A 16,674-nucleotide genomic window follows, 5' to 3' on the forward strand; every position below is an offset into this window, starting at 1 on the left:
CGCGCCGGTTCTCCAATGGACCCCAGATTGAACACTTACATCGTCGAAGACAACGTCACGATCCGCGAGAATCTCGTCGGTACTCTGGAGGAGCTCACCTGCATCTCAGCCGTCGGTTTCGCCGAAACCGAGACGGAAGCCGTCCGCTGGCTGACCGAGAACAGCGACCAGTGGGAACTGGCCATCGTCGATCTGTTCCTGAAACAAGGCAGCGGCCTGGGCGTGCTGCAGGCTTGCGTGGCGCGCCGGCCCGACCAGAAAGTGGTGGTGCTCAGCAACTACGCCACCCCCGACATACGCAAACGCTGCGCCCAGTTCGGTGTCGATGCCGTGTTCGACAAATCGAACGAGATCGACGCGCTGATCGACTTCTGCATCGGGCAGTCCTCCGCGCTTCGCCAGCCGTCCAGCTCGAGCTGACGCCCCGCATCGCGAACGATGGTCTTTTCCAGCATGCGGCAGCCCCGCAGGGATGGAGCCGCCGCCGGAATCTCAATCGATCAACTTGTTCTTCAGCGCGTAGTACGTCAGGTCGCTGTTGGAAGAGAGATTCATCTTCTCCATCAGGCGCGTGCGGTAAGTACTGACGGTCTTGACCGAAAGCGAAAGCGTCTTGGCAATATCGCCCGCCGTCTCACCCTTGGCCAGCTTGAGAAACACCTGAAACTCGCGCTCGGACAATTGCTCGTGCGGCGCCGCGTCGTCCTTGCGGTCGAGCTGGCGCGCCAGCAGCTCGGCCACCGCCGGCGTGATGTAGCGGCGGCCCAGCGAGATGGTGCGGATCGCGTTCACGATCTCCATCGGCTCGCACTCCTTGTTGAGATAGCCGCTCGCGCCCTGGCGGATCAGGTTCATCGCGTAGTGCTCCTCGGGGTAGCCGCTCAAGATGAGGATGCCCACGTCCGGCGCTTTGGCGCGGATCATCGCCAGCGCATCGATCCCGCTCTGTCCGGGCATCGAGAGATCCATCACGAGCACATCCAGCTCCGTGGTGCGCACCAGCTCGATCGCTTCGCGTCCGCTGGCCGCCTCGCCCGCCACGCGCAGGTCGACGTGTTCCGAGAAGAACTGGCGCAAGCCGGAGCGCACGATGGCGTGGTCGTCCACAATTCCGATCTTGATCATCTGGTACCTTCTTTGTCGTATCGCGGTTTCTTGCGTCGCGGCATGCCGCCCCCTGATCCACGTCGATTATTCCCGAATTTGAACTGCCCGCATCCCGCGGAGACCCCATGCGCTGGTTAGCTTTCCCGAAGATGGCCCTCGGCCTCACGCTCGCGACGCTCGCCGCGCTCGTGCTCGTGGGCATCAACGAGGCCGGCTACCGCCAGTCCACCCGGGCCCTGACCGAAGTCGGCGAGGCGCAGCGCGTGCGCCTGGTGCTCAACATGCTGCTGCAGAACATCATCGATGCCGAAACGGGTCAGCGCGGCTATCTGTTGACGGGCGAGGCGCGCTACCGCGAGCCGTATGACGTTGCCGTGAAGCAGGTGGATGGTCAACTGGCCGCCCTGCAGGTGCTCTATGCCGGAAAGCCCGTCGAGACGGCGCGCCTGACCCAGCTCTCGAAGCACGTCTCGCGCAAGCTCGCGGAGATGGACATGAGCGTGCGGCTGCGACGCGACGGCAACGACGACGCCTGGAAGTTCGTGATCACGACCGACGTCGGCCGCGAGGAGATGGAGGCCATCCGCCAGCAGGCCGGCGAACTGATTTCGATCAGCAACGAGGCGCTGATGCTGGGCCAGGTCCAGATCGCGAAGTCGCTGCGCTTTGCGCGCATCGGCATCGGGCTGGTGGCATTGGCGGGCCTGCTGGCCTTCTACCTGTATTTGCGCCAGGCCCATGTGCTGCGCTCGGCCGGCGAGCGGCAGCAGGAGGCGCTGCAACGCGAACGCAATGCCCTGGAGGACGAGGTCCGCGAACGCACCGCGACGCTGGCCGAGCTCGCCACCCACCTGCAGCAGGTGCGGGAAAGCGAGCGCGGCTTCCTGGCGCGCGAGCTGCACGACGAGCTGGGCTCGCTGCTGACCGCGGCCAAGCTGGACGTCGCACGCCTGAAGTCGCGCCTCATCGATTCGCCGGACGCGATCCAGCGGCTGCAGCATCTGAACGAGCTCCTCAACAGCGGCATCGCGCTCAAGCGCCGCATCATCGAAGACCTGAGGCCCTCGTCGCTGGCCAACCTCGGGCTCATCGCTTCGCTCGAAATCCTCGGCCGCGAATTCGCCGAGCGCTCGGGAATGGAAATCGAGATGGTGCTCGAGCCGGTGGCGCTCAACGAAGCCGACCAGCTCACCATCTATCGCATGGTCCAGGAAAGCCTGACCAACATCAGCAAGTACGCGCAGGCGACCGAAGCCAGCATCGTCATGAAGAACTACGGCAACCACGTGATCGTGGAAGTCGCCGACAACGGCAAGGGCTTCGACGCCCGCAGCACCCGGCCTTCATCCCATGGCCTGGCAGGCATGCGGCATCGCGTGGAAGCCGCCAAGGGCAAGCTCACCATTTCGTCGGCGCCCGGCCAGGGAACGCGCCTGAGCGCGATGCTCCCCGCCTCCCCGCCTCCCTCCTCCAAAGCAGCCTGAATACGCGGCTCGGGAGCGGCCCGACCGTGATTCGACCCTCTCCTACGCCCCCAGGCCGCTGCTGCTGACAGGGCTTCGGCGCCCCCCCACTTAACGTGAATCCCACGCGGTTTCACCCTCTGAACCGGCCGGCCGCCATTCACAACGACGAGACCATCCTCCAAAGGAGTTCAGCATGTTGTATTACGCAGTCGTATTCCTGGTCATCGCCCTGATCGCCGCGCTGTTCGGCTTCGGCGGCATCGCGGCCAGCGCCGTCGGCATCGCGAAAATACTTTTCGTGATCTTCATCGTGCTGGCCCTCGCCAGCTTCATCGCGGGCTTGATGCGACGATGACAGCCTCGTTACGATGAGCAGGTTCTCACAACAATCTCCGGAAGGACTATTTTCATGAACACGACCACCAAGACCCCTTCGCAGATCGCCGAAGAGGCGCGCCAGACCGCCGCTGACGCGATCGACACCACGCGCGCCTACGCGCAGAACGCAGTGAACGCCGCCGGAGAGAAGGTTCGTGACCTGCGCCGCGACGCGGAGCCCGCCGTGGAGCAGATCGCGGCACGTGTGCAGCAGGCGGTACAGCGCGGCCTGGATGCCGCCTCGACGACCAGCGCGCGTGCGCAACGCCGCTTCGAGCAGGCTGCCGACGTCACGGGCAAGTACATCGCCGACCAGCCGGTTCGCTCCGTGCTCGTCGCCGCCGCGGCCGGTGCCGCCATCACGGCGCTGATCGTCCTCGCCAGCCGTCGCAGCAGCCGCGACGACTATTGATCTGAAATTCCGCTTCCCGCTGCCTGCCGCACCATGCTTCATCCCATTTTCTCCACGGTGCTCGGGCATCCGGAGCTGATCGCGGATCACGTCGCCAACTACGCTGCGCTGGCCAGGCTGGAAACGGCGCAGGCGAGCCGGGGCCTGATCGCGCGGGTCGTGGCAGGCGCGCTCGCAGCCGCCAGCGCGATGCTCGCCCTGGGGCTGATCGGCGTCGCCGCCATGCTCGGCGCGCTGCACGGAAGCTTTCACTGGGTGCTGGTCGTCGTTCCGGGCATCGCGGTACTGGTCGCGCTCGTCTCGGCCTATGTTGCTTCGCGCCCGAGCGAATTTCATGCTTTCAGCGATATCCGCGCCCAGCTCGACGCGGACGTCCAGGCGCTGCATCTGGCGGGAGAAGGTCGTGGCCATTGAGCGCCAGGACCTGACGCCGCAGCAACGGCTCGCGATCTCCCGCCGGGCGCTGGTGCAGCAGCTGCGAGGGAGCGAAGCCGCAGCCGATGCACCACGGCCAGCCTCGGGGCGGCGCCCGGCGCAGCGCGAAAGCGTGCTCGACCGGGTCGACTGGGCGTCGGTCGCGCGCAATGCGACCCGGCGCTGGTGGCGCAGGCACCCCGCCAACGCCGTCGGCCAATTGGCGCGACCGCTGCTCGACCGCTATGCGCGCGAACAGCCCGCCAAGCTGATGGCGGCGGCAGCGGCGGCGGGTGCGCTGGTCGTGCTGGTCAAGCCCTGGCGATTGCTGTCGATCACGGCAGTGCTCGCCGCGGCCCTCAAGACATCGGACGTGGCCGATCTCGTGACCACGCTGATGCACAAGAACCCCAGCCCCTCACGAAAGGATTCCCCATGAATACCGCAGTCAAGGAGCGCCCGTAACATCTGACGCTCGACCAGACCGCCATCGACGCGGCGTCCAAGCACCTCGACGACGGCGCCGTGACGCCCAGCTACGGGCCGTGGCGCGACGACATCGTCAAGCTGCTCAATGACGCGCTGGCCACCGAGCTGGTCTGCGTGCTGCGCTACAAGCGCCACTACTTCACCGCCAACGGCGTGGCCTCGCCGGCGATCGCCGACGAGTTCCTCGTGCATGCGAACGAAGAGTCCGCCCATTCCGACAAGATCGCGGAACGCATCGTGCAGCTCGGAGGCCAGCCCGACTTCAATCCGAAGACATTGCTCGACCGCAGTCATGCGGACTACGACGAGGCGACGCAGCTGCAGGCCATGGTGCGCGCCAACCTCGTGGCCGAACGCATTGCCATCGAGACCTACCGGCAGATGATCTCGCTCATCGGCGACAAGGACCCAACGACGCGCCGCATGCTCGAAGAAATCCTCACCGACGAGGAAGAGCACGCCGACGAGTTGAAGGACTGGCTCGGCCATTGAACGAAGTCCAACTACCCAAAGAAAAAGCCCGGCTAGCCTCAATACTGGTGGTTCGACCGAACCACTGAAAACCAATCTAGCGAGCCCGCATAGGCCCCGCGTGCCGAAGCCGGTTTGATCTGCTGCAGGACTTCAGGCGGTGAGAATCCAGCCCTCCATCGGGTCCATCGCCGCCGGCAGGCCATAGCCCGGACCGGCGCTCGACTTGCGGGCCGCACCCCAGGCGGCCTGCACGAGGCAGAGCACCGCGTCGATGCAATCGCCCTTGGCATCGGCCAGCAGCTGATCGCGCTCGGCATCGCCGAGAAAGAAACGCAGGCCGAGACGCGTGGAACCTCTTTCGAGCGCGGCGAGCAGATCGATCCTCGCCGCGCGCCGCTGCGCGCTCTGGGCAGCGGCATCGTCGCTCTTGTAGCTGCGCCGCCCGATCAGCTCGCGCGCAAGAAGCCCCGGATAGCCTTCCAGCGCAACACGCGCCATGCCGCCGCCGGCCGGCGCGTGCAGTCCCGGCAATGCGGCACCTGCCGCGAGCAGCCGCGGCACGCCGGCGTGCAGCATGAAGGCGACCGGTGGGTTGATCCATTTCATCGAGGGACTGGAGCCCGCCGGGCCGTCCGTTGCGCGGTGCGCGAACTTCCCGCCGGCGGGGCGCGCCGCGCAGAAGGCAGCGAAAGTCTCGCGGATGCTGTCGCGGCTCAAGCCGGCATAGTGCGCGATGAGCGCCCGCCATTGCGGCGGCCATCCGAGCTGTGCGACCAGTTCGCGCGGCAAGCCGAAGGGGAAGTCGAAGGCGCCGACCCATTCGGGCGTATCCGCCAGCCATTGGCGCCAGGCGTCGAGAGTCGCGAAGCGTTCGAGCCGCGAGAGCCGGACGCCGCCCTCCTGCGCGGCCCCGAGCGCGAGCACGATGGGCTTGCGCGAAGTCGGCGCGCTCGAGAAATCGCAGCCCAGCAGCAGCATGGCCGATGCAGCCTCGGCCGCCGCGCGCGACTCAGTGCCGGCCGACGATGGCGGCGGTGGCCATCAGTTCCTCGAGCAGCGCGAGCGATACCTTCCCGGAGACCGAATACGGATCGAGCTCCGGCTTCTCCGAGTACTTGAGCAAGGTCGAGATATTGAGCTTGGACAGATTGACCTGCCCCATCGTCCAGCCGCCGAAGCGGCGCTCGGAGATTTCTTCGTAGTGCAGCAGCACCACGTCCTTGTGGCGGGGATCCCGCTGGATGTGGCCGTACAGCTCGCTGATCGCCGTGCGGCCGCCTTCGATGGCCTGGAGGAACACGCCTGCGCCATAGCAAAGGATGCCGGTGATGCCGCACGCAGTGTTGTGCGAGCGCGATTGCGCGAGGATCGCTTCGATGGCGTCAGAGCTGGTATCGACGGCGCGGCTCACATAGAGAAGTCGTACGAGCATGGCGTTCAACTCCGGCGGGGAAGAAGGGAAAGGAATTCGCGGCGCAGGTTGGAGTCTTTCAGGAACGCGCCGCGCATCACCGAATTGATCATCTTGCTGTCCATCTCCTTGACGCCGCGCCACTGCATGCAGAAATGCTCGGCCTCGACCACCAGCGCCAGGCCGTCGGGCTGCGTGCGCTCCTGAATCAGGTCGGCCAGCTGAACCACGGCTTCTTCCTGGATCTGGGGCCGGCTCATCACCCACTCGGCCAGCCGCGCGTACTTCGACAGGCCGATCACGTTGGTCTGCTCGTTGGGCATGACGCCGATCCAGAGCTTGCCGATGATCGGGCAGAAATGGTGCGAGCAGGCGCTGCGCACCGTGATCGGGCCGACGATCATGAGCTCGTTGAGGTGCTCGGCGTTCGGGAATTCGGTGAGCGAGGGCTGGGCCACGTAACGCCCCTTGAACACCTCGTTGACGTACATCTTCGCGACGCGGCGGGCCGTGTTGTCGGTGTTGTGGTCGTTGTCCAGGTCGATCACCAGGCTCTCGAGCACATGCTTCATCTTGCCTTCGACCTCGTCGAGCAGGCGCTCGAGTTCGCCGGGCTCGATGAACTCCGCGATATTGTCGTTGGCATGGAAGCGCTTGCGGGCGGCCAGAAGGCGCTCGCGGATCTTCACGGACACCGGCGTGCCCTCGTCCTCGGCCCCTTCGTCGGGGCGCTCTACGGCGTCGGTTTTCCTTAGCATGAGAGCATCCTAACAGTGAATGTATTCAGGGCGAATGACCCTGCAGCGCGCTTCCCGCCTGCGCGCAAAGCTATTGTTTTGATAGCACGAAATCCGTCACCAGCGGCAGGTGATCGGACATGCGCGCCCAGATCGGACCGCGCGGCACCGTGGTGGCGACCGGCTCGACCTGGCGGCCGTAGATGAAGTCGAGCTGGGTCACCGGCAGGCGCGAGGGATAGGTCAGCGTGCGCGGTCCGCGCAGGTCGCCGGTGTCGCGCAGCCCCATGGCGTTCATCGCGTAGCGCATGCGCGCGCCCCAGTCGTTGAAATCGCCGGCCACAACCAGCGCCTCGCCGGGCGGGATCTCGCGCTCGATGAATTCCCGCAGCAGCGCGACCTGGCGCACACGGCTGCCCTTGATGAGGCCCAGGTGCACCACGATCGCATGCACCGGCTGGCCCTCGACGTCGATCGCCACGTGCAGCAGCCCCCGCTGCTCGAAGCGATGGTCGGAGATGTCCTGATGAGTCTTGCGCAGCACCGGCCAGCGCGTGAGCAGCGCGTTGCCATGCTCGCCGTGCCGCGTGATGGCGTTGGTCTCGTAGACGGCCGTGTAGCCCTCGGGCGCGAGAAAGTCGGCCTGCGGCAGCTCGGGCCAGTGCCTGAAGCGGGCGGCGGCCTGCCGATTCATCTTGCGCACTTCCTGCAGGCAGACGATGTCGGCATCGAGCTGCTCGATGGCATGGCCCAGGTTGTGGATTTCGAGGCGCCGTGCGGGGCCGATGCCTTGCACACCCTTGTGGATGTTGTAGGTCGCCACCCGGATGCTGTTGGTCGGCGCGTTCATTGCGCAAATTGTGGCAGCAGCAGGATCGCTTCGGCGTTCGAAGGGGAAAAGCAGGCGTCGGCCGCCTCGCGGTAGGGCAGCCAGCGCCAGGCCGTGTGTTCGCGCGGGTCCAGGCGCGGCGTCAGGCGCTCGGGCACGCAGAGGCCGAACAGGTGCTCGGTGTTGTGGGTGACGCCCGGCGCATAGCGGGCGCGCCAGCGGGGGTAGATCTCGTAGATGTTCTGCAGGCCCCAGTCGCGCAGCCAGCAGGCCAGCGCGCTGCCCTCGCGGCAGTCGATGCCGGTCTCCTCCGCGACCTCGCGCGCCGCGGTCAGCGCCAGCGGTTCGTCGATGTCATCCTTGCTGCCGGTGACCGACTGCCAGAAGTCCTCGGCATCGGCACGCCGGATCAGCAGCACGTCGAGCGCCGGCGTGTGGATCACGACCAGCACCGACTCGGGAATCTTCCAGGGCCGCCCGCTCACTAACCAACCTTCGCGCCGCGCGCTTCGGTATTCGCCTTGGGGGCGGCCCGGCGGCTCATGCTTGGCCCCGGCCCGCTCAGGCGGCCAGCTGGGCGTTGCGCAACCGGATGTGCAGCTCGCGCAGCTGCTTCTCGTCGACCGGGCTCGGCGCCTGCGTCAGCAGGTCCTGCGCGCGCTGGGTCTTGGGGAAGGCGATCACGTCGCGGATCGACTCCGCACCGCTCAGGAGCATCACCAGCCGGTCCAGGCCGATCGCGATGCCGCCGTGCGGCGGTGCGCCGTACTGCAGCGCGTCGAGCAGGAAGCCGAACTTGTTCTGGGCGTCCTCGGCACTGATCTTGAGCGCGCGGAACACCTTGCTCTGCACCTCCTCGCGGTGGATACGCACCGAGCCGCCGCCCATCTCGATGCCGTTGAGCACCATGTCGTAGGCCTTGGCGATGCACTTCTCGGGCGCGGTGTCCATGAGGTCTTCATGGCCGTCCTTGGGCGCGGTGAAGGGATGGTGCACGGCCGACCAGCGCTGGCCTTCCTCGTCGAACTCGAACATCGGGAAGTCGACGACCCAGAGCGGCGCCCAGCGGTCCTCGAACAGGCCGTTCTTGCGGCCGAAGGCGCTGTGGCCGATCTTCACGCGCAGCGCGCCGATGGCGTCGTTGACGATCTTTTCCTTGTCGGCGCCGAAGAACAGGATGTCGCCGTTGCGCGCACCGGTGCGCGCAATGATTTCCGCCAGCGAGGCATCGTTGAGGTTCTTGACGATCGGGCTCTGCAGGCCCTCGCGCCCCTGCGCCGCGTCGTTGACCTTGATGTAGGCCAAGCCCTTGGCGCCGTAGATCTTGACGAACTCGGTGTAGGCATCGATGTCGCCGCGCGACAGGCCGCCTTCGGCGCCGCCGCCGGGCACGCGCAGCGCCACCACGCGGCCGCCGGGGGTGCTGGCGGCCTGCGCGAAGACCTTGAACTCGACGTTGCGCATCACGTCGGTCAGTTCGGTGAACTCGAGCTTGACGCGCAGGTCGGGCTTGTCGGAGCCGTACTTGAACATCGCGTCCGCATAGCTCATGACCGGGAACGGCGGCAGCTCGACTGCGGCCGCCGCGCGAAACACCTTGCGGATCATGCCTTCGAACATCTCGCGAATCTCTTCCTCGGCCATGAACGAGGTTTCGATGTCGATCTGCGTGAACTCGGGCTGGCGGTCGGCGCGCAGGTCCTCGTCGCGGAAGCACTTGACGATCTGGTAGTAGCGGTCGTAGCCGGCCACCATCAGCAGCTGCTTGAAGAGCTGGGGCGACTGCGGCAGCGCGAAGAAGCAGCCGTCGTGCACGCGGCTCGGCACCAGGTAGTCGCGCGCGCCTTCGGGCGTGGACTTGCCGAGCATCGGCGTCTCGATGTCGATGAAGCCGTTGGCGTCGAGGAACTTGCGCACCTCCATCGTGACCTTGTAGCGCAGCATCATGTTGCGCTGCATCGCGGGGCGGCGCAGGTCCAGCACGCGGTGCGTGAGGCGGGTGGTTTCCGAGAGGTTGTCGTCGTCCAGCAGAAAGGGCGGCGTGACGGAAGGATTGAGCACCTTCATCTCCTGGCACAGCACTTCGACCTTGCCGCTCTTCAGGTTCTCGTTGACCGTGCCCTCGGGCCGCGCGCGAACCAGGCCGGTGACCTGTACGCAGAACTCGTTGCGCAGGCCCTCGGCCGTGGCAAAGGTGGCGGCGCGATCGGGATCGCACACCACCTGCACGTACCCTTCGCGGTCGCGCAGGTCGATGAAGATCACGCCGCCATGGTCGCGGCGGCGGTTGACCCACCCGCACAGGGTGACGGTTTGGCCCAGCAGGGCTTCGGTCACGAGACCGCTGTAGTGAGAACGCATGGCCATAGGTGGATTCCGGCGCCGACAGTGGCGCGTTTTATTTGATCGCGATGGTTGCGGGGCCGCCGGGAACGACCACGCCCATCGACACGATGTACTTGAGCGCGTCGTCCACGCTCATCTTGAGTTCGATGCAGTCGCTGCGCTTGAGCATCACGAAATAGCCGCCCGTCGGGTTGGGCGTGGTCGGCACGTAGACGCTGAGGTAGTCGCCGCCGCCGAGGTGCTCCACCACGTCGCTGCCGGGCGCACCGGTCACGAACGCGATGGTCCACACGCCTTCGCGCGGCCACTCGACCAGCACCGCGGTGCGGAACGCATTGCCGTTCTCGGAGAACAGCGTGTCCGACACCTGCTTGACGCTGGAGTAGATCGAGCGGACCACCGGAATGCGGCGCACCACGGCATCGCCCCATCCCAGCAGGCGCTTGCCGACGAAATTGCTGGCGATCGCGCCGACCGCCAGCAGGATCGCCAGCGTCAAGAGCACGCCCAGCCCGCGCACCCTGTGGTCGTTGAGCCACTTCTGCCAATCTTCCGGCAGCAGCCACAGCGTCTGGTCGAGCGTGCCGATGATCCAGTTCAGCACGCCCAGCGTGATGACCAGCGGCACGATGACCAGCAAGCCGGAAAGCACCCATTTGCGCAGCGCGAGCATGGCGTGTGCGGCTCGATCAGTCGTTCTTGGCCGCGGCAGCGGCAGGCGCCGGCGCGGGGGATGCGGCAGGCGCAGCGGACGGTGCCGGCGCGCCCGCAGTTTCGGCCGGCTTCGCGGCAGTTCCGTCGGCCGGCGCGCCCGCACCGTCAGCGCCCTTTTCAGCGCCCTTCTTGCCGCCGCCGTCGCGGAAATCGGTCACGTACCAGCCCGATCCCTTGAGCTGGAAGCCGGCGGCGGTGAGCTGCTTGCTGAACGCACCCACGCCGCAGCTCGGGCACTCGGTCAAGGGCGCATCGGACAATTTCTGCAGCACGTCCTTGGCAAAGCCGCAGGCGCTGCACTTGTAGGCGTAGATAGGCATGGGGTCGGGGGGCGGATGAGCGGCCGGCGGCCGCTCGCAAAGCTCTCGATTATAAGCGCCGCCCCACCCCGCTCAGGCGGGGTCGACGGCCAGCGGACGATGCGGCGTGCGGGTGTTGGAGACCCACTGTGGCGCCAGCGAGCCGGCGAACATGCCGGCGAAGGCCGCCAGCACACCGGCCAGTTGTGCCGGGAACTGCTCGCCCCAAGGCATGGCCAGGAACAGCAGCCAGACCCCGATGCCCAGCACGACCGCCGCAATGGCGCCCTGGGTCGTCGCGCGCTGCCAGTACAGGCCGCAGACCAGCGGCACGAAGGCGCCCACCAGCGGCACCTGGTAGGCGCCCGAGACCAGCTCGTAGATCGGCGTGCCCTGCATGCGGATCGCATAGGCGAGCACGGCGACGCTGAAGAGCAGCACCGTGATGCGCATCGTCATCAGGTTGGATTTGTCGCTGCCGGCCGGCCGGAACTGGCGCCAGATGTTCTCGGTGAAGGTCACGCTCGGCGCCAGCAGCGTGGCCGAGGCCGTCGACTTGATGGCCGACAGCAGCGCGCCGAAGAAGAACACCTGCATCACGAAGGGCATCTTCTCGAGCACCAGCATGGGCAGCACCTTTTGCGGGTCTTCCTTCAGCAGCGTCGCAGTCTGCTCCGGCATGATCAGGAGCGCGCTCGCCACCAGGAACATCGGCACGGCGGCGAACAGGATGTACGCGACGCCGCCGATCACGGGCCCGCGCGTCGAGGCCTTCACGCTGTTGGCCGACATGACGCGCTGAAACACGTCCTGCTGCGGGATCGAGCCGAGCATCATGGTGATCGCGGCGGCGAAGAAGAAGATGATGTCCTTGAAGTTCGGCTCCGGCCAGAACCGGAACAGGTCCTTGCTGGCGGCGAATGCGATCACCTTGTCGGCGCCGCCGGCCATGTTGCCCGCGAACATCGCGATCACCGCCAGGCCCAGCACCAGGATGATCATCTGGATGAAATCGGTCACCGCCACCGACCACATGCCGCCGAACAGCGTGTAGGCCAGGATCGAGACCACGCCGATCACCATGCCGATCGGGATGCTGATGACGCCGCCCGACAGCAGGTTGAACACCAGCCCGAGCGCCGTGACCTGAGCCGACACCCAGCCGAGGTAGCTCAGCATGATGATCAGCGAGCAGGCGATCTCGATGGTGCGGCCGAAGCGCTCCCGGTAATAGTCGCTGATGGTGAGCAGCGTCATGCGGTACAGCTTGCCGGCGAAGAAGAGCCCGACCAGGATCAGGCAGGTGCCGGCGCCGAAAGGATCCTCGACCACGCCGTTCAGGCCCCCTTCGATGAACTTGGCCGGGATGCCGAGCACCGTTTCGGAGCCGAACCAGGTGGCGAAAGTGGTCGTCACGATCATGTAGAGCGGCAGATGGCGCCCGGCGATTGCGAAATCGGTGGTGTTCTTCACGCGCTTGGCCGCGTACAGGCCGACGGCGATCGTGAGCAGCAGGTAGATGATGACCAGGGTCAGCAGCACGACGAAATCTCCTTTCAGAAAAGACGCACGCGCACCAGCACCTGCATCGCGATCAACCCCAATACAAAACCTATGCCACCGTAGATGATGGACTGCAGGAGCCGGTTGGTCCGCTTTTGAGCGGCCAGCAGTTCCATCAGTTCGCGCCGGTGGTCGGCCGGCCGATTTTCGAGGAAATCGTGCAGAAGCCGAGGCAATTGGGGCAGCAGCTTGGCGTAGCGCGGCGCCTCGGCGCGCAGCTGCTCCAGCAGCTTGCGCGGGCCGATCTGGTCGCTCATCCACTTCTCGAGGAAAGGCTTGGCCGTGTGCCAGAGGTCGAGTTCGGGATCGAGTTGGCGGCCCAGACCCTCGATGTTGAGCAGGGTCTTCTGCAACAGCACCAGCTGCGGCTGGATCTCGACGTGGAAACGGCGCGAGGTCTGGAACAGGCGCATCAGGACCATGCCGAGCGAGATCTCCTTCAGCGGCCGGTCGAAGTAAGGCTCGCACACGGTGCGGATCGCGCCCTCGAGCTCGTCGATGCGCGTGCCTTCGGGAACCCAGCCGCTTTCGAGGTGCAGCTCGGCCACGCGCTTGTAGTCGCGCCTGAAGAAGGCGGCGAAGTTCTGCGCCAGGTACTCCTTGTCGGACTCGGTCAGCGTGCCGATGATGCCGAAGTCCAGCGAGATGTAGCGCCCGAAAGTGGCCGGGTCCAGGCTGACCTGGATGTTGCCCGGATGCATGTCGGCATGGAAGAAGCCGTCGCGAAACACCTGCGTGAAGAAGATGGTGACGCCGTCGCGCGCCAGCTTCGGGATGTCGACCCCGGCCGCCCGCAGGCGGTCGAGCTGGGCGATGGGCACGCCCTTCATGCGCTCCATCACGATCACCTCGGGATGGCAGAAGTCCCAGAGCATCTCGGGGATCATCACCAGTTCGAGCTTGCTCATGTTGCGCCGCAACTGGGCGGCGTTGGCGGCCTCGCGCACCAGGTCGAGCTCGTCGTGCAGGTACTTGTCGAACTCGGCCACCACCTCGCGCGGCTTGAGCCGCTTGGCATCGGTCGACAATCCCTCCACCCAGGCGGCCATCATGGCCATGAGTTCCAGGTCCTTCTCGATCACGCCGCGCATGCCGGGCCGCAGTACCTTGACCGCGACCTCGCGCACGGCGCCGCCGGGGTCGCGGATGGTCGCGAAATGCACCTGCGCGATCGACGCGCTGGCCACCGGCGTCTCGTCGAACTGCACGAAGATCTCGCCCACCGGCCGGCGGAAGGCGCGCTCGATGGTCGCGATCGCGACCTTCGAATCGAAGGGCGGCACGCGGTCCTGCAGCCAGGCCAGCTCGTCCGCGATGTCGGCAGGCAGCAGGTCGCGCCGCGTCGACAGCACCTGCCCGAACTTCACGAAGATCGGCCCCAGGCTCTCCAGTGCTTCGCGCAGGCGCTGGCCGCGCGGCGCGTCGAGATTGCGGCCGATCGAGACGACGCGCGCCACCACGCGCAGCCAGGGCTTTTGGAAGCTCGTGAGCACGAGCTCGTCGAGGCCGTAGCGCAGCGCGACCAGGACGATGACGATGCCGCGGTAGAAACGCCTCATTCGGGGCCTGCGGGCCCGGCGGCCTTGCCGCCGCGCTCACCGACGAACTGCCGCAGTGCCGCCACCACGCGCCGGGCGCCGGTGGCAATGGTGTGGGCGGGAACATCGCCGATCACGCGCGCCAAGTCATCCTCGACGTCCCAGCGCACGTGGTCGACCAGCCAGTTGACCTCGGCCGCCAGTTGCACGTCGCCTTCGATGCGCACCGGCGGCTTGTCGCCGCGGAACGCGGCCCGCGCGAGGCCGAACGGGGATTCCTCGGTCACCGCGAGCGTGAGCTCGGAGAGGGCGTCCTCGGGCGCCAGGTCGAGCAGGCCGGCCGGCGTGGCCACGAACTTCATCGTGACGAAGCGCCATTCGAACTGGACCACCCGCCCCTGCTGGCGCATCAGCCGCTGCTGGGCCTCGGGTTCCTGCTGCAGCACGTGGTTGAGAAACAGCACGGCGCGGTGCTGGACCTCGTGGACGACCCAATCGGGCGGCTGCAGGCGGCTGCCGACGCGGTTGACGAAGTCGTCGAGAAAAGAAAATGGGGACGATGGTGTGACCATGTCCCCATTATTCCTGAGCCGTCGGCCTCCCGGCCGCGGCGCTGCGTGCTTTTACTGCAGAGCTTGCACGCCGGCCACCAGCCAGCCGCTCGTGCCGCTGGTCGGCTTGGTCATGTTCCAGACTTCGCGGAAGGGGCTCGGGCCGGAGGACACGTCCTCGCGGATCATGCCGGAAAACTCGACGCTGGCCAGGTAGGCATCGGGCAGTTCCTCGATGCCCAGCAGCTTGGCATCCAGCATCACGACCTCGGTCTTGTTCGGCTGGCCGCCGGTGTGGTTCTCGCGCTCGGCCAGCTGCTGGCGGATCTCGCCGACCATGCCGTCGGTCATCATCGAACGCAGGGTGCCGATGTCGGCGCGGTCCCAGGCGTCCTGCAGGGTCACGAAGTTGCGCTTGGCAGCGGCGAGGAAACCGTCGACATCGAAGCCGGCCGGGATGCCCCAGGACTGCGAGCCGCCCAAGGCCGAACCGATCAGGCTGCCACCGGCCGCTGCCGCGCCCGCCATCGACGAACCGCCGGTGCTGCGCTCGGCCGGGTGATCGGGCTGCTGCGCCGGGCTGGCGTCGAAGGCCGCGGTGTTGCGCTCCCACGGACGGGCCGAGGCGTCGTTGCCGACGTTGTTCGGGCTGTACTGCGAAGGCGCCGTGGCGTCAGCGGGATGGCCTGCGCCCTGGAACGCGAAGCCGCCGCTGCGGGACGCGCCGTTGGCGCGCGAACGCGCCGCGAAGATGCGCCACACGACCACGGCCGCGACCACCAGCAGGAGGATCAGCAGGATGTTGCCGAAGGCTGCGCCGAGGCCGAGCGAATGCGCAAGCCAGGCCAGGCCGAGGCCCGCGGCCAGGCCGCCGAGCATGCCGGCCCACGGACGCTTGGGCGCCGCCGCAGCGGGCGCGGCCGCGGCCGGCTTGGCCGCAGCGCTGTTCACGTTCTGTGCGGGGGCGCCGGGCGCGGCCGGCGCAGTGGGCGTTGCCTCGCGCTGCGTCACGTTGCCCGACTGCTTGCCGATCGACGTTCCGCCGCCCAGGCGGCGTGCGTCGGCGTCGATGCTCACAGCGGCCAGCGCGCACACCAGCAAAACGGACCAAAAACTCTTCATGACGTCTCCTCTTTCGGCAAAAAATTTCTTCATCAGCACTTGATTCCAACATGCAGGGCGACAACGCCACCGGTCATGTTGTGATAGTCCACATGTCCGAAACCGCCCTCTTTCATGAGGGTCTTGAGCTCCTCTTGCGAGGGATGCATCCGGATCGACTCGGCCAGGTAGCGATAGCTCGCATCGTCGCCCGCCACCACCTTGCCGAGCATCGGCAGCACCTTGAACGAATACCAGTCGTAGACCTTGGAAAGCGGCTTGGCGACCTTGGAGAACTCGAGCACCAGGAGCTTGCCGCGCGGCTTCAGCACGCGGTTCATTTCCTTCAGTGCGAGGTCCTTGTGCGTCATGTTGCGCAGGCCGAAGGCGACGCACACGACATCGAAGTGATCATCCGGGAAGGGCAGCTTCTCGGCATCGCACACCAGCGTGGGCAGCGCGACGCCGCCATCGAGCAGCCGGTCGCGGCCGGTGCGCAGCATGGCTTCGTTGATGTCCGTATGCACCACCTCGCCGCTTGCGCCCACCTTCTTCGCGAAGGCCAGTGCGAGGTCGCCCGTGCCGCCCGCGATGTCGAGCACCTTCGAGCCCTCGCCCACGTTGGCGACCATCACCGTGTAGGCCTTCCAGGCACGATGCAGGCCCGCCGACATCAGGTCGTTCATGAGGTCGTAGCGTGTTGCGACCGAGTCGAACACGCCGCGCACGCGCCGTGCCTTGTCGCTTTCCTCGACCGATTCGAAACCGAAATGGGTACTGCTCATGCACCCGATGTTAGGCCGGAAGCGTTCACATCAAGCCGACGACCCCGCAGGGACGGCGGT

The 16,674-nt window shown here is 66.5% G+C and carries 21 protein-coding genes; 7 read left to right on the plus strand and 14 right to left on the minus strand.

Annotated features, from left to right (window positions below):
* Positions 1 to 15 precede the first annotated feature (15 nt).
* Positions 16 to 420 (plus strand): response regulator, encoded by a 405-nt coding sequence (locus ACSQ86_RS22410; RefSeq protein WP_436305122.1) that lies wholly within the window; start codon positions 16 to 18, stop codon positions 418 to 420.
* A 72-nt stretch (positions 421 to 492) separates the two neighbouring features.
* On the opposite strand, the gene ACSQ86_RS22415 is transcribed toward ACSQ86_RS22410, so the two are convergent.
* On the minus strand, positions 493 to 1,125 hold the full coding sequence (locus ACSQ86_RS22415; protein WP_436305124.1) for a response regulator: 633 nt from the start codon (positions 1,123 to 1,125) through the stop codon (positions 493 to 495).
* A gap of 107 nt (positions 1,126 to 1,232) precedes the next feature.
* On the opposite strand from ACSQ86_RS22415, the gene ACSQ86_RS22420 reads away from it, so the two are divergent.
* The 6 genes from ACSQ86_RS22420 (at position 1,233) to ACSQ86_RS22445 (ending at position 4,758) form a co-directional block, all read left to right on the plus strand.
* Positions 1,233 to 2,591: a CHASE3 domain-containing protein gene (locus ACSQ86_RS22420; protein ID WP_436305125.1), complete on the plus strand. Its 1,359-nt coding sequence runs from the start codon at positions 1,233 to 1,235 to the stop codon at positions 2,589 to 2,591.
* A 175-nt stretch (positions 2,592 to 2,766) separates the two neighbouring features.
* Positions 2,767 to 2,928, plus strand: coding sequence for a DUF1328 domain-containing protein (locus tag ACSQ86_RS22425; RefSeq protein WP_093105850.1), 162 nt, complete (start codon positions 2,767 to 2,769; stop codon positions 2,926 to 2,928).
* 54 nt (positions 2,929 to 2,982) lie between these two features.
* On the plus strand, positions 2,983 to 3,363 hold the full coding sequence (locus ACSQ86_RS22430) for a hypothetical protein (RefSeq protein WP_093105847.1): 381 nt from the start codon (positions 2,983 to 2,985) through the stop codon (positions 3,361 to 3,363).
* 33 nt (positions 3,364 to 3,396) lie between these two features.
* Positions 3,397 to 3,777: a hypothetical protein gene (locus ACSQ86_RS22435; protein WP_436293353.1), complete on the plus strand. Its 381-nt coding sequence runs from the start codon at positions 3,397 to 3,399 to the stop codon at positions 3,775 to 3,777.
* Positions 3,767 to 4,216, plus strand: a complete 450-nt coding sequence (locus ACSQ86_RS22440; protein WP_436293352.1) for a hypothetical protein — start codon at positions 3,767 to 3,769, stop codon at positions 4,214 to 4,216. Before ACSQ86_RS22435 ends, ACSQ86_RS22440 begins: the two co-directional genes overlap by 11 nt.
* Positions 4,217 to 4,245: 29 nt before the next feature.
* Positions 4,246 to 4,758: a ferritin-like domain-containing protein gene (locus ACSQ86_RS22445; RefSeq protein WP_436306338.1), complete on the plus strand. Its 513-nt coding sequence runs from the start codon at positions 4,246 to 4,248 to the stop codon at positions 4,756 to 4,758.
* A gap of 132 nt (positions 4,759 to 4,890) precedes the next feature.
* Here ACSQ86_RS22445 and ACSQ86_RS22450 read toward each other — a convergent pair whose 3' ends face one another.
* The 13 genes from ACSQ86_RS22450 to ubiE form a co-directional block, all read right to left on the minus strand.
* Complete coding sequence (locus ACSQ86_RS22450) at positions 4,891 to 5,718, minus strand: DUF429 domain-containing protein (protein ID WP_436309612.1); 828 nt, start codon at positions 5,716 to 5,718, stop codon at positions 4,891 to 4,893.
* 31 nt (positions 5,719 to 5,749) lie between these two features.
* Positions 5,750 to 6,172 (minus strand): BLUF domain-containing protein, encoded by a 423-nt coding sequence (locus ACSQ86_RS22455; RefSeq protein WP_093105833.1) that lies wholly within the window; start codon positions 6,170 to 6,172, stop codon positions 5,750 to 5,752.
* 5 nt (positions 6,173 to 6,177) lie between these two features.
* Entirely contained in the window at positions 6,178 to 6,909 is a 732-nt protein-coding gene (gene folE / locus ACSQ86_RS22460) for a GTP cyclohydrolase I (RefSeq protein WP_093105830.1), read from the minus strand.
* Positions 6,910 to 6,979: 70 nt separating this feature from the next.
* Positions 6,980 to 7,738 (minus strand): endonuclease/exonuclease/phosphatase family protein, encoded by a 759-nt coding sequence (locus tag ACSQ86_RS22465; protein ID WP_093105827.1) that lies wholly within the window; start codon positions 7,736 to 7,738, stop codon positions 6,980 to 6,982.
* Positions 7,735 to 8,202, minus strand: a complete 468-nt coding sequence (gene nudB, locus ACSQ86_RS22470; protein WP_436309613.1) for a dihydroneopterin triphosphate diphosphatase — start codon at positions 8,200 to 8,202, stop codon at positions 7,735 to 7,737. Before nudB ends, ACSQ86_RS22465 begins: the two co-directional genes overlap by 4 nt.
* A 76-nt stretch (positions 8,203 to 8,278) precedes the next feature.
* Complete coding sequence (gene aspS, locus ACSQ86_RS22475) at positions 8,279 to 10,084, minus strand: aspartate--tRNA ligase (protein ID WP_093105823.1); 1,806 nt, start codon at positions 10,082 to 10,084, stop codon at positions 8,279 to 8,281.
* Positions 10,085 to 10,115: 31 nt separating this feature from the next.
* The gene (locus ACSQ86_RS22480) at positions 10,116 to 10,736 is read right to left on the minus strand and encodes a DUF502 domain-containing protein (protein WP_093105821.1); all 621 of its coding nucleotides are present in this window, start codon (positions 10,734 to 10,736) and stop codon (positions 10,116 to 10,118) included.
* Between the two features lie 16 nt (positions 10,737 to 10,752).
* Positions 10,753 to 11,097 (minus strand): FmdB family zinc ribbon protein, encoded by a 345-nt coding sequence (locus ACSQ86_RS22485; RefSeq protein ID WP_436309614.1) that lies wholly within the window; start codon positions 11,095 to 11,097, stop codon positions 10,753 to 10,755.
* Between the two features lie 72 nt (positions 11,098 to 11,169).
* On the minus strand, positions 11,170 to 12,618 hold the full coding sequence (locus tag ACSQ86_RS22490; RefSeq protein WP_093105815.1) for a sodium:solute symporter family protein: 1,449 nt from the start codon (positions 12,616 to 12,618) through the stop codon (positions 11,170 to 11,172).
* A 14-nt stretch (positions 12,619 to 12,632) separates the two neighbouring features.
* On the minus strand, positions 12,633 to 14,198 hold the full coding sequence (gene ubiB, locus ACSQ86_RS22495) for a ubiquinone biosynthesis regulatory protein kinase UbiB (protein WP_436305131.1): 1,566 nt from the start codon (positions 14,196 to 14,198) through the stop codon (positions 12,633 to 12,635).
* Positions 14,195 to 14,749, minus strand: coding sequence for a ubiquinone biosynthesis accessory factor UbiJ (locus tag ACSQ86_RS22500; RefSeq protein WP_093105810.1), 555 nt, complete (start codon positions 14,747 to 14,749; stop codon positions 14,195 to 14,197). Before ACSQ86_RS22500 ends, ubiB begins: the two co-directional genes overlap by 4 nt.
* Before the next feature lie 51 nt (positions 14,750 to 14,800).
* Entirely contained in the window at positions 14,801 to 15,850 is a 1,050-nt protein-coding gene (locus ACSQ86_RS22505) for a Tim44 domain-containing protein (protein ID WP_436305132.1), read from the minus strand.
* A 32-nt stretch (positions 15,851 to 15,882) separates the two neighbouring features.
* Complete coding sequence (ubiE, locus tag ACSQ86_RS22510; RefSeq protein ID WP_436305133.1) at positions 15,883 to 16,614, minus strand: bifunctional demethylmenaquinone methyltransferase/2-methoxy-6-polyprenyl-1,4-benzoquinol methylase UbiE; 732 nt, start codon at positions 16,612 to 16,614, stop codon at positions 15,883 to 15,885.
* Positions 16,615 to 16,674: the final 60 nt, after the last annotated feature.

Source organism: Variovorax sp. LjRoot130, assembly GCF_964253755.1.
In the GTDB taxonomy this organism is placed as follows: domain Bacteria; phylum Pseudomonadota; class Gammaproteobacteria; order Burkholderiales; family Burkholderiaceae_C; genus Variovorax.

What these genes read in the sequence shown, in the direction of transcription:
- ACSQ86_RS22505 (WP_436305132.1), bottom strand. Translation starts at nt 15,850, where the DNA reads ATGAAGAGTTTTTGGTCCGTTTTGCTGGTGTGCGCGCTGGCCGCTGTG.
- ACSQ86_RS22415 (WP_436305124.1), bottom strand. Translation starts at nt 1,125, where the DNA reads ATGATCAAGATCGGAATTGTGGACGACCACGCCATCGTGCGCTCCGGC.
- folE (WP_093105830.1), bottom strand. Translation starts at nt 6,909, where the DNA reads ATGCTAAGGAAAACCGACGCCGTAGAGCGCCCCGACGAAGGGGCCGAG.
- ACSQ86_RS22425 (WP_093105850.1), top strand. Translation starts at nt 2,767, where the DNA reads ATGTTGTATTACGCAGTCGTATTCCTGGTCATCGCCCTGATCGCCGCG.
- ubiE (WP_436305133.1), bottom strand. Translation starts at nt 16,614, where the DNA reads ATGAGCAGTACCCATTTCGGTTTCGAATCGGTCGAGGAAAGCGACAAG.
- ACSQ86_RS22485 (WP_436309614.1), bottom strand. Translation starts at nt 11,097, where the DNA reads ATGCCTATCTACGCCTACAAGTGCAGCGCCTGCGGCTTTGCCAAGGAC.
- ACSQ86_RS22420 (WP_436305125.1), top strand. Translation starts at nt 1,233, where the DNA reads ATGCGCTGGTTAGCTTTCCCGAAGATGGCCCTCGGCCTCACGCTCGCG.
- ACSQ86_RS22430 (WP_093105847.1), top strand. Translation starts at nt 2,983, where the DNA reads ATGAACACGACCACCAAGACCCCTTCGCAGATCGCCGAAGAGGCGCGC.
- ACSQ86_RS22410 (WP_436305122.1), top strand. Translation starts at nt 16, where the DNA reads ATGGACCCCAGATTGAACACTTACATCGTCGAAGACAACGTCACGATC.
- ACSQ86_RS22450 (WP_436309612.1), bottom strand. Translation starts at nt 5,718, where the DNA reads ATGCTGCTGCTGGGCTGCGATTTCTCGAGCGCGCCGACTTCGCGCAAG.
- ubiB (WP_436305131.1), bottom strand. Translation starts at nt 14,198, where the DNA reads ATGAGGCGTTTCTACCGCGGCATCGTCATCGTCCTGGTCGCGCTGCGC.
- ACSQ86_RS22480 (WP_093105821.1), bottom strand. Translation starts at nt 10,736, where the DNA reads ATGCTCGCGCTGCGCAAATGGGTGCTTTCCGGCTTGCTGGTCATCGTG.
- ACSQ86_RS22455 (WP_093105833.1), bottom strand. Translation starts at nt 6,172, where the DNA reads ATGCTCGTACGACTTCTCTATGTGAGCCGCGCCGTCGATACCAGCTCT.
- ACSQ86_RS22500 (WP_093105810.1), bottom strand. Translation starts at nt 14,749, where the DNA reads ATGGTCACACCATCGTCCCCATTTTCTTTTCTCGACGACTTCGTCAAC.
- aspS (WP_093105823.1), bottom strand. Translation starts at nt 10,084, where the DNA reads ATGGCCATGCGTTCTCACTACAGCGGTCTCGTGACCGAAGCCCTGCTG.
- ACSQ86_RS22465 (WP_093105827.1), bottom strand. Translation starts at nt 7,738, where the DNA reads ATGAACGCGCCGACCAACAGCATCCGGGTGGCGACCTACAACATCCAC.
- ACSQ86_RS22435 (WP_436293353.1), top strand. Translation starts at nt 3,397, where the DNA reads ATGCTTCATCCCATTTTCTCCACGGTGCTCGGGCATCCGGAGCTGATC.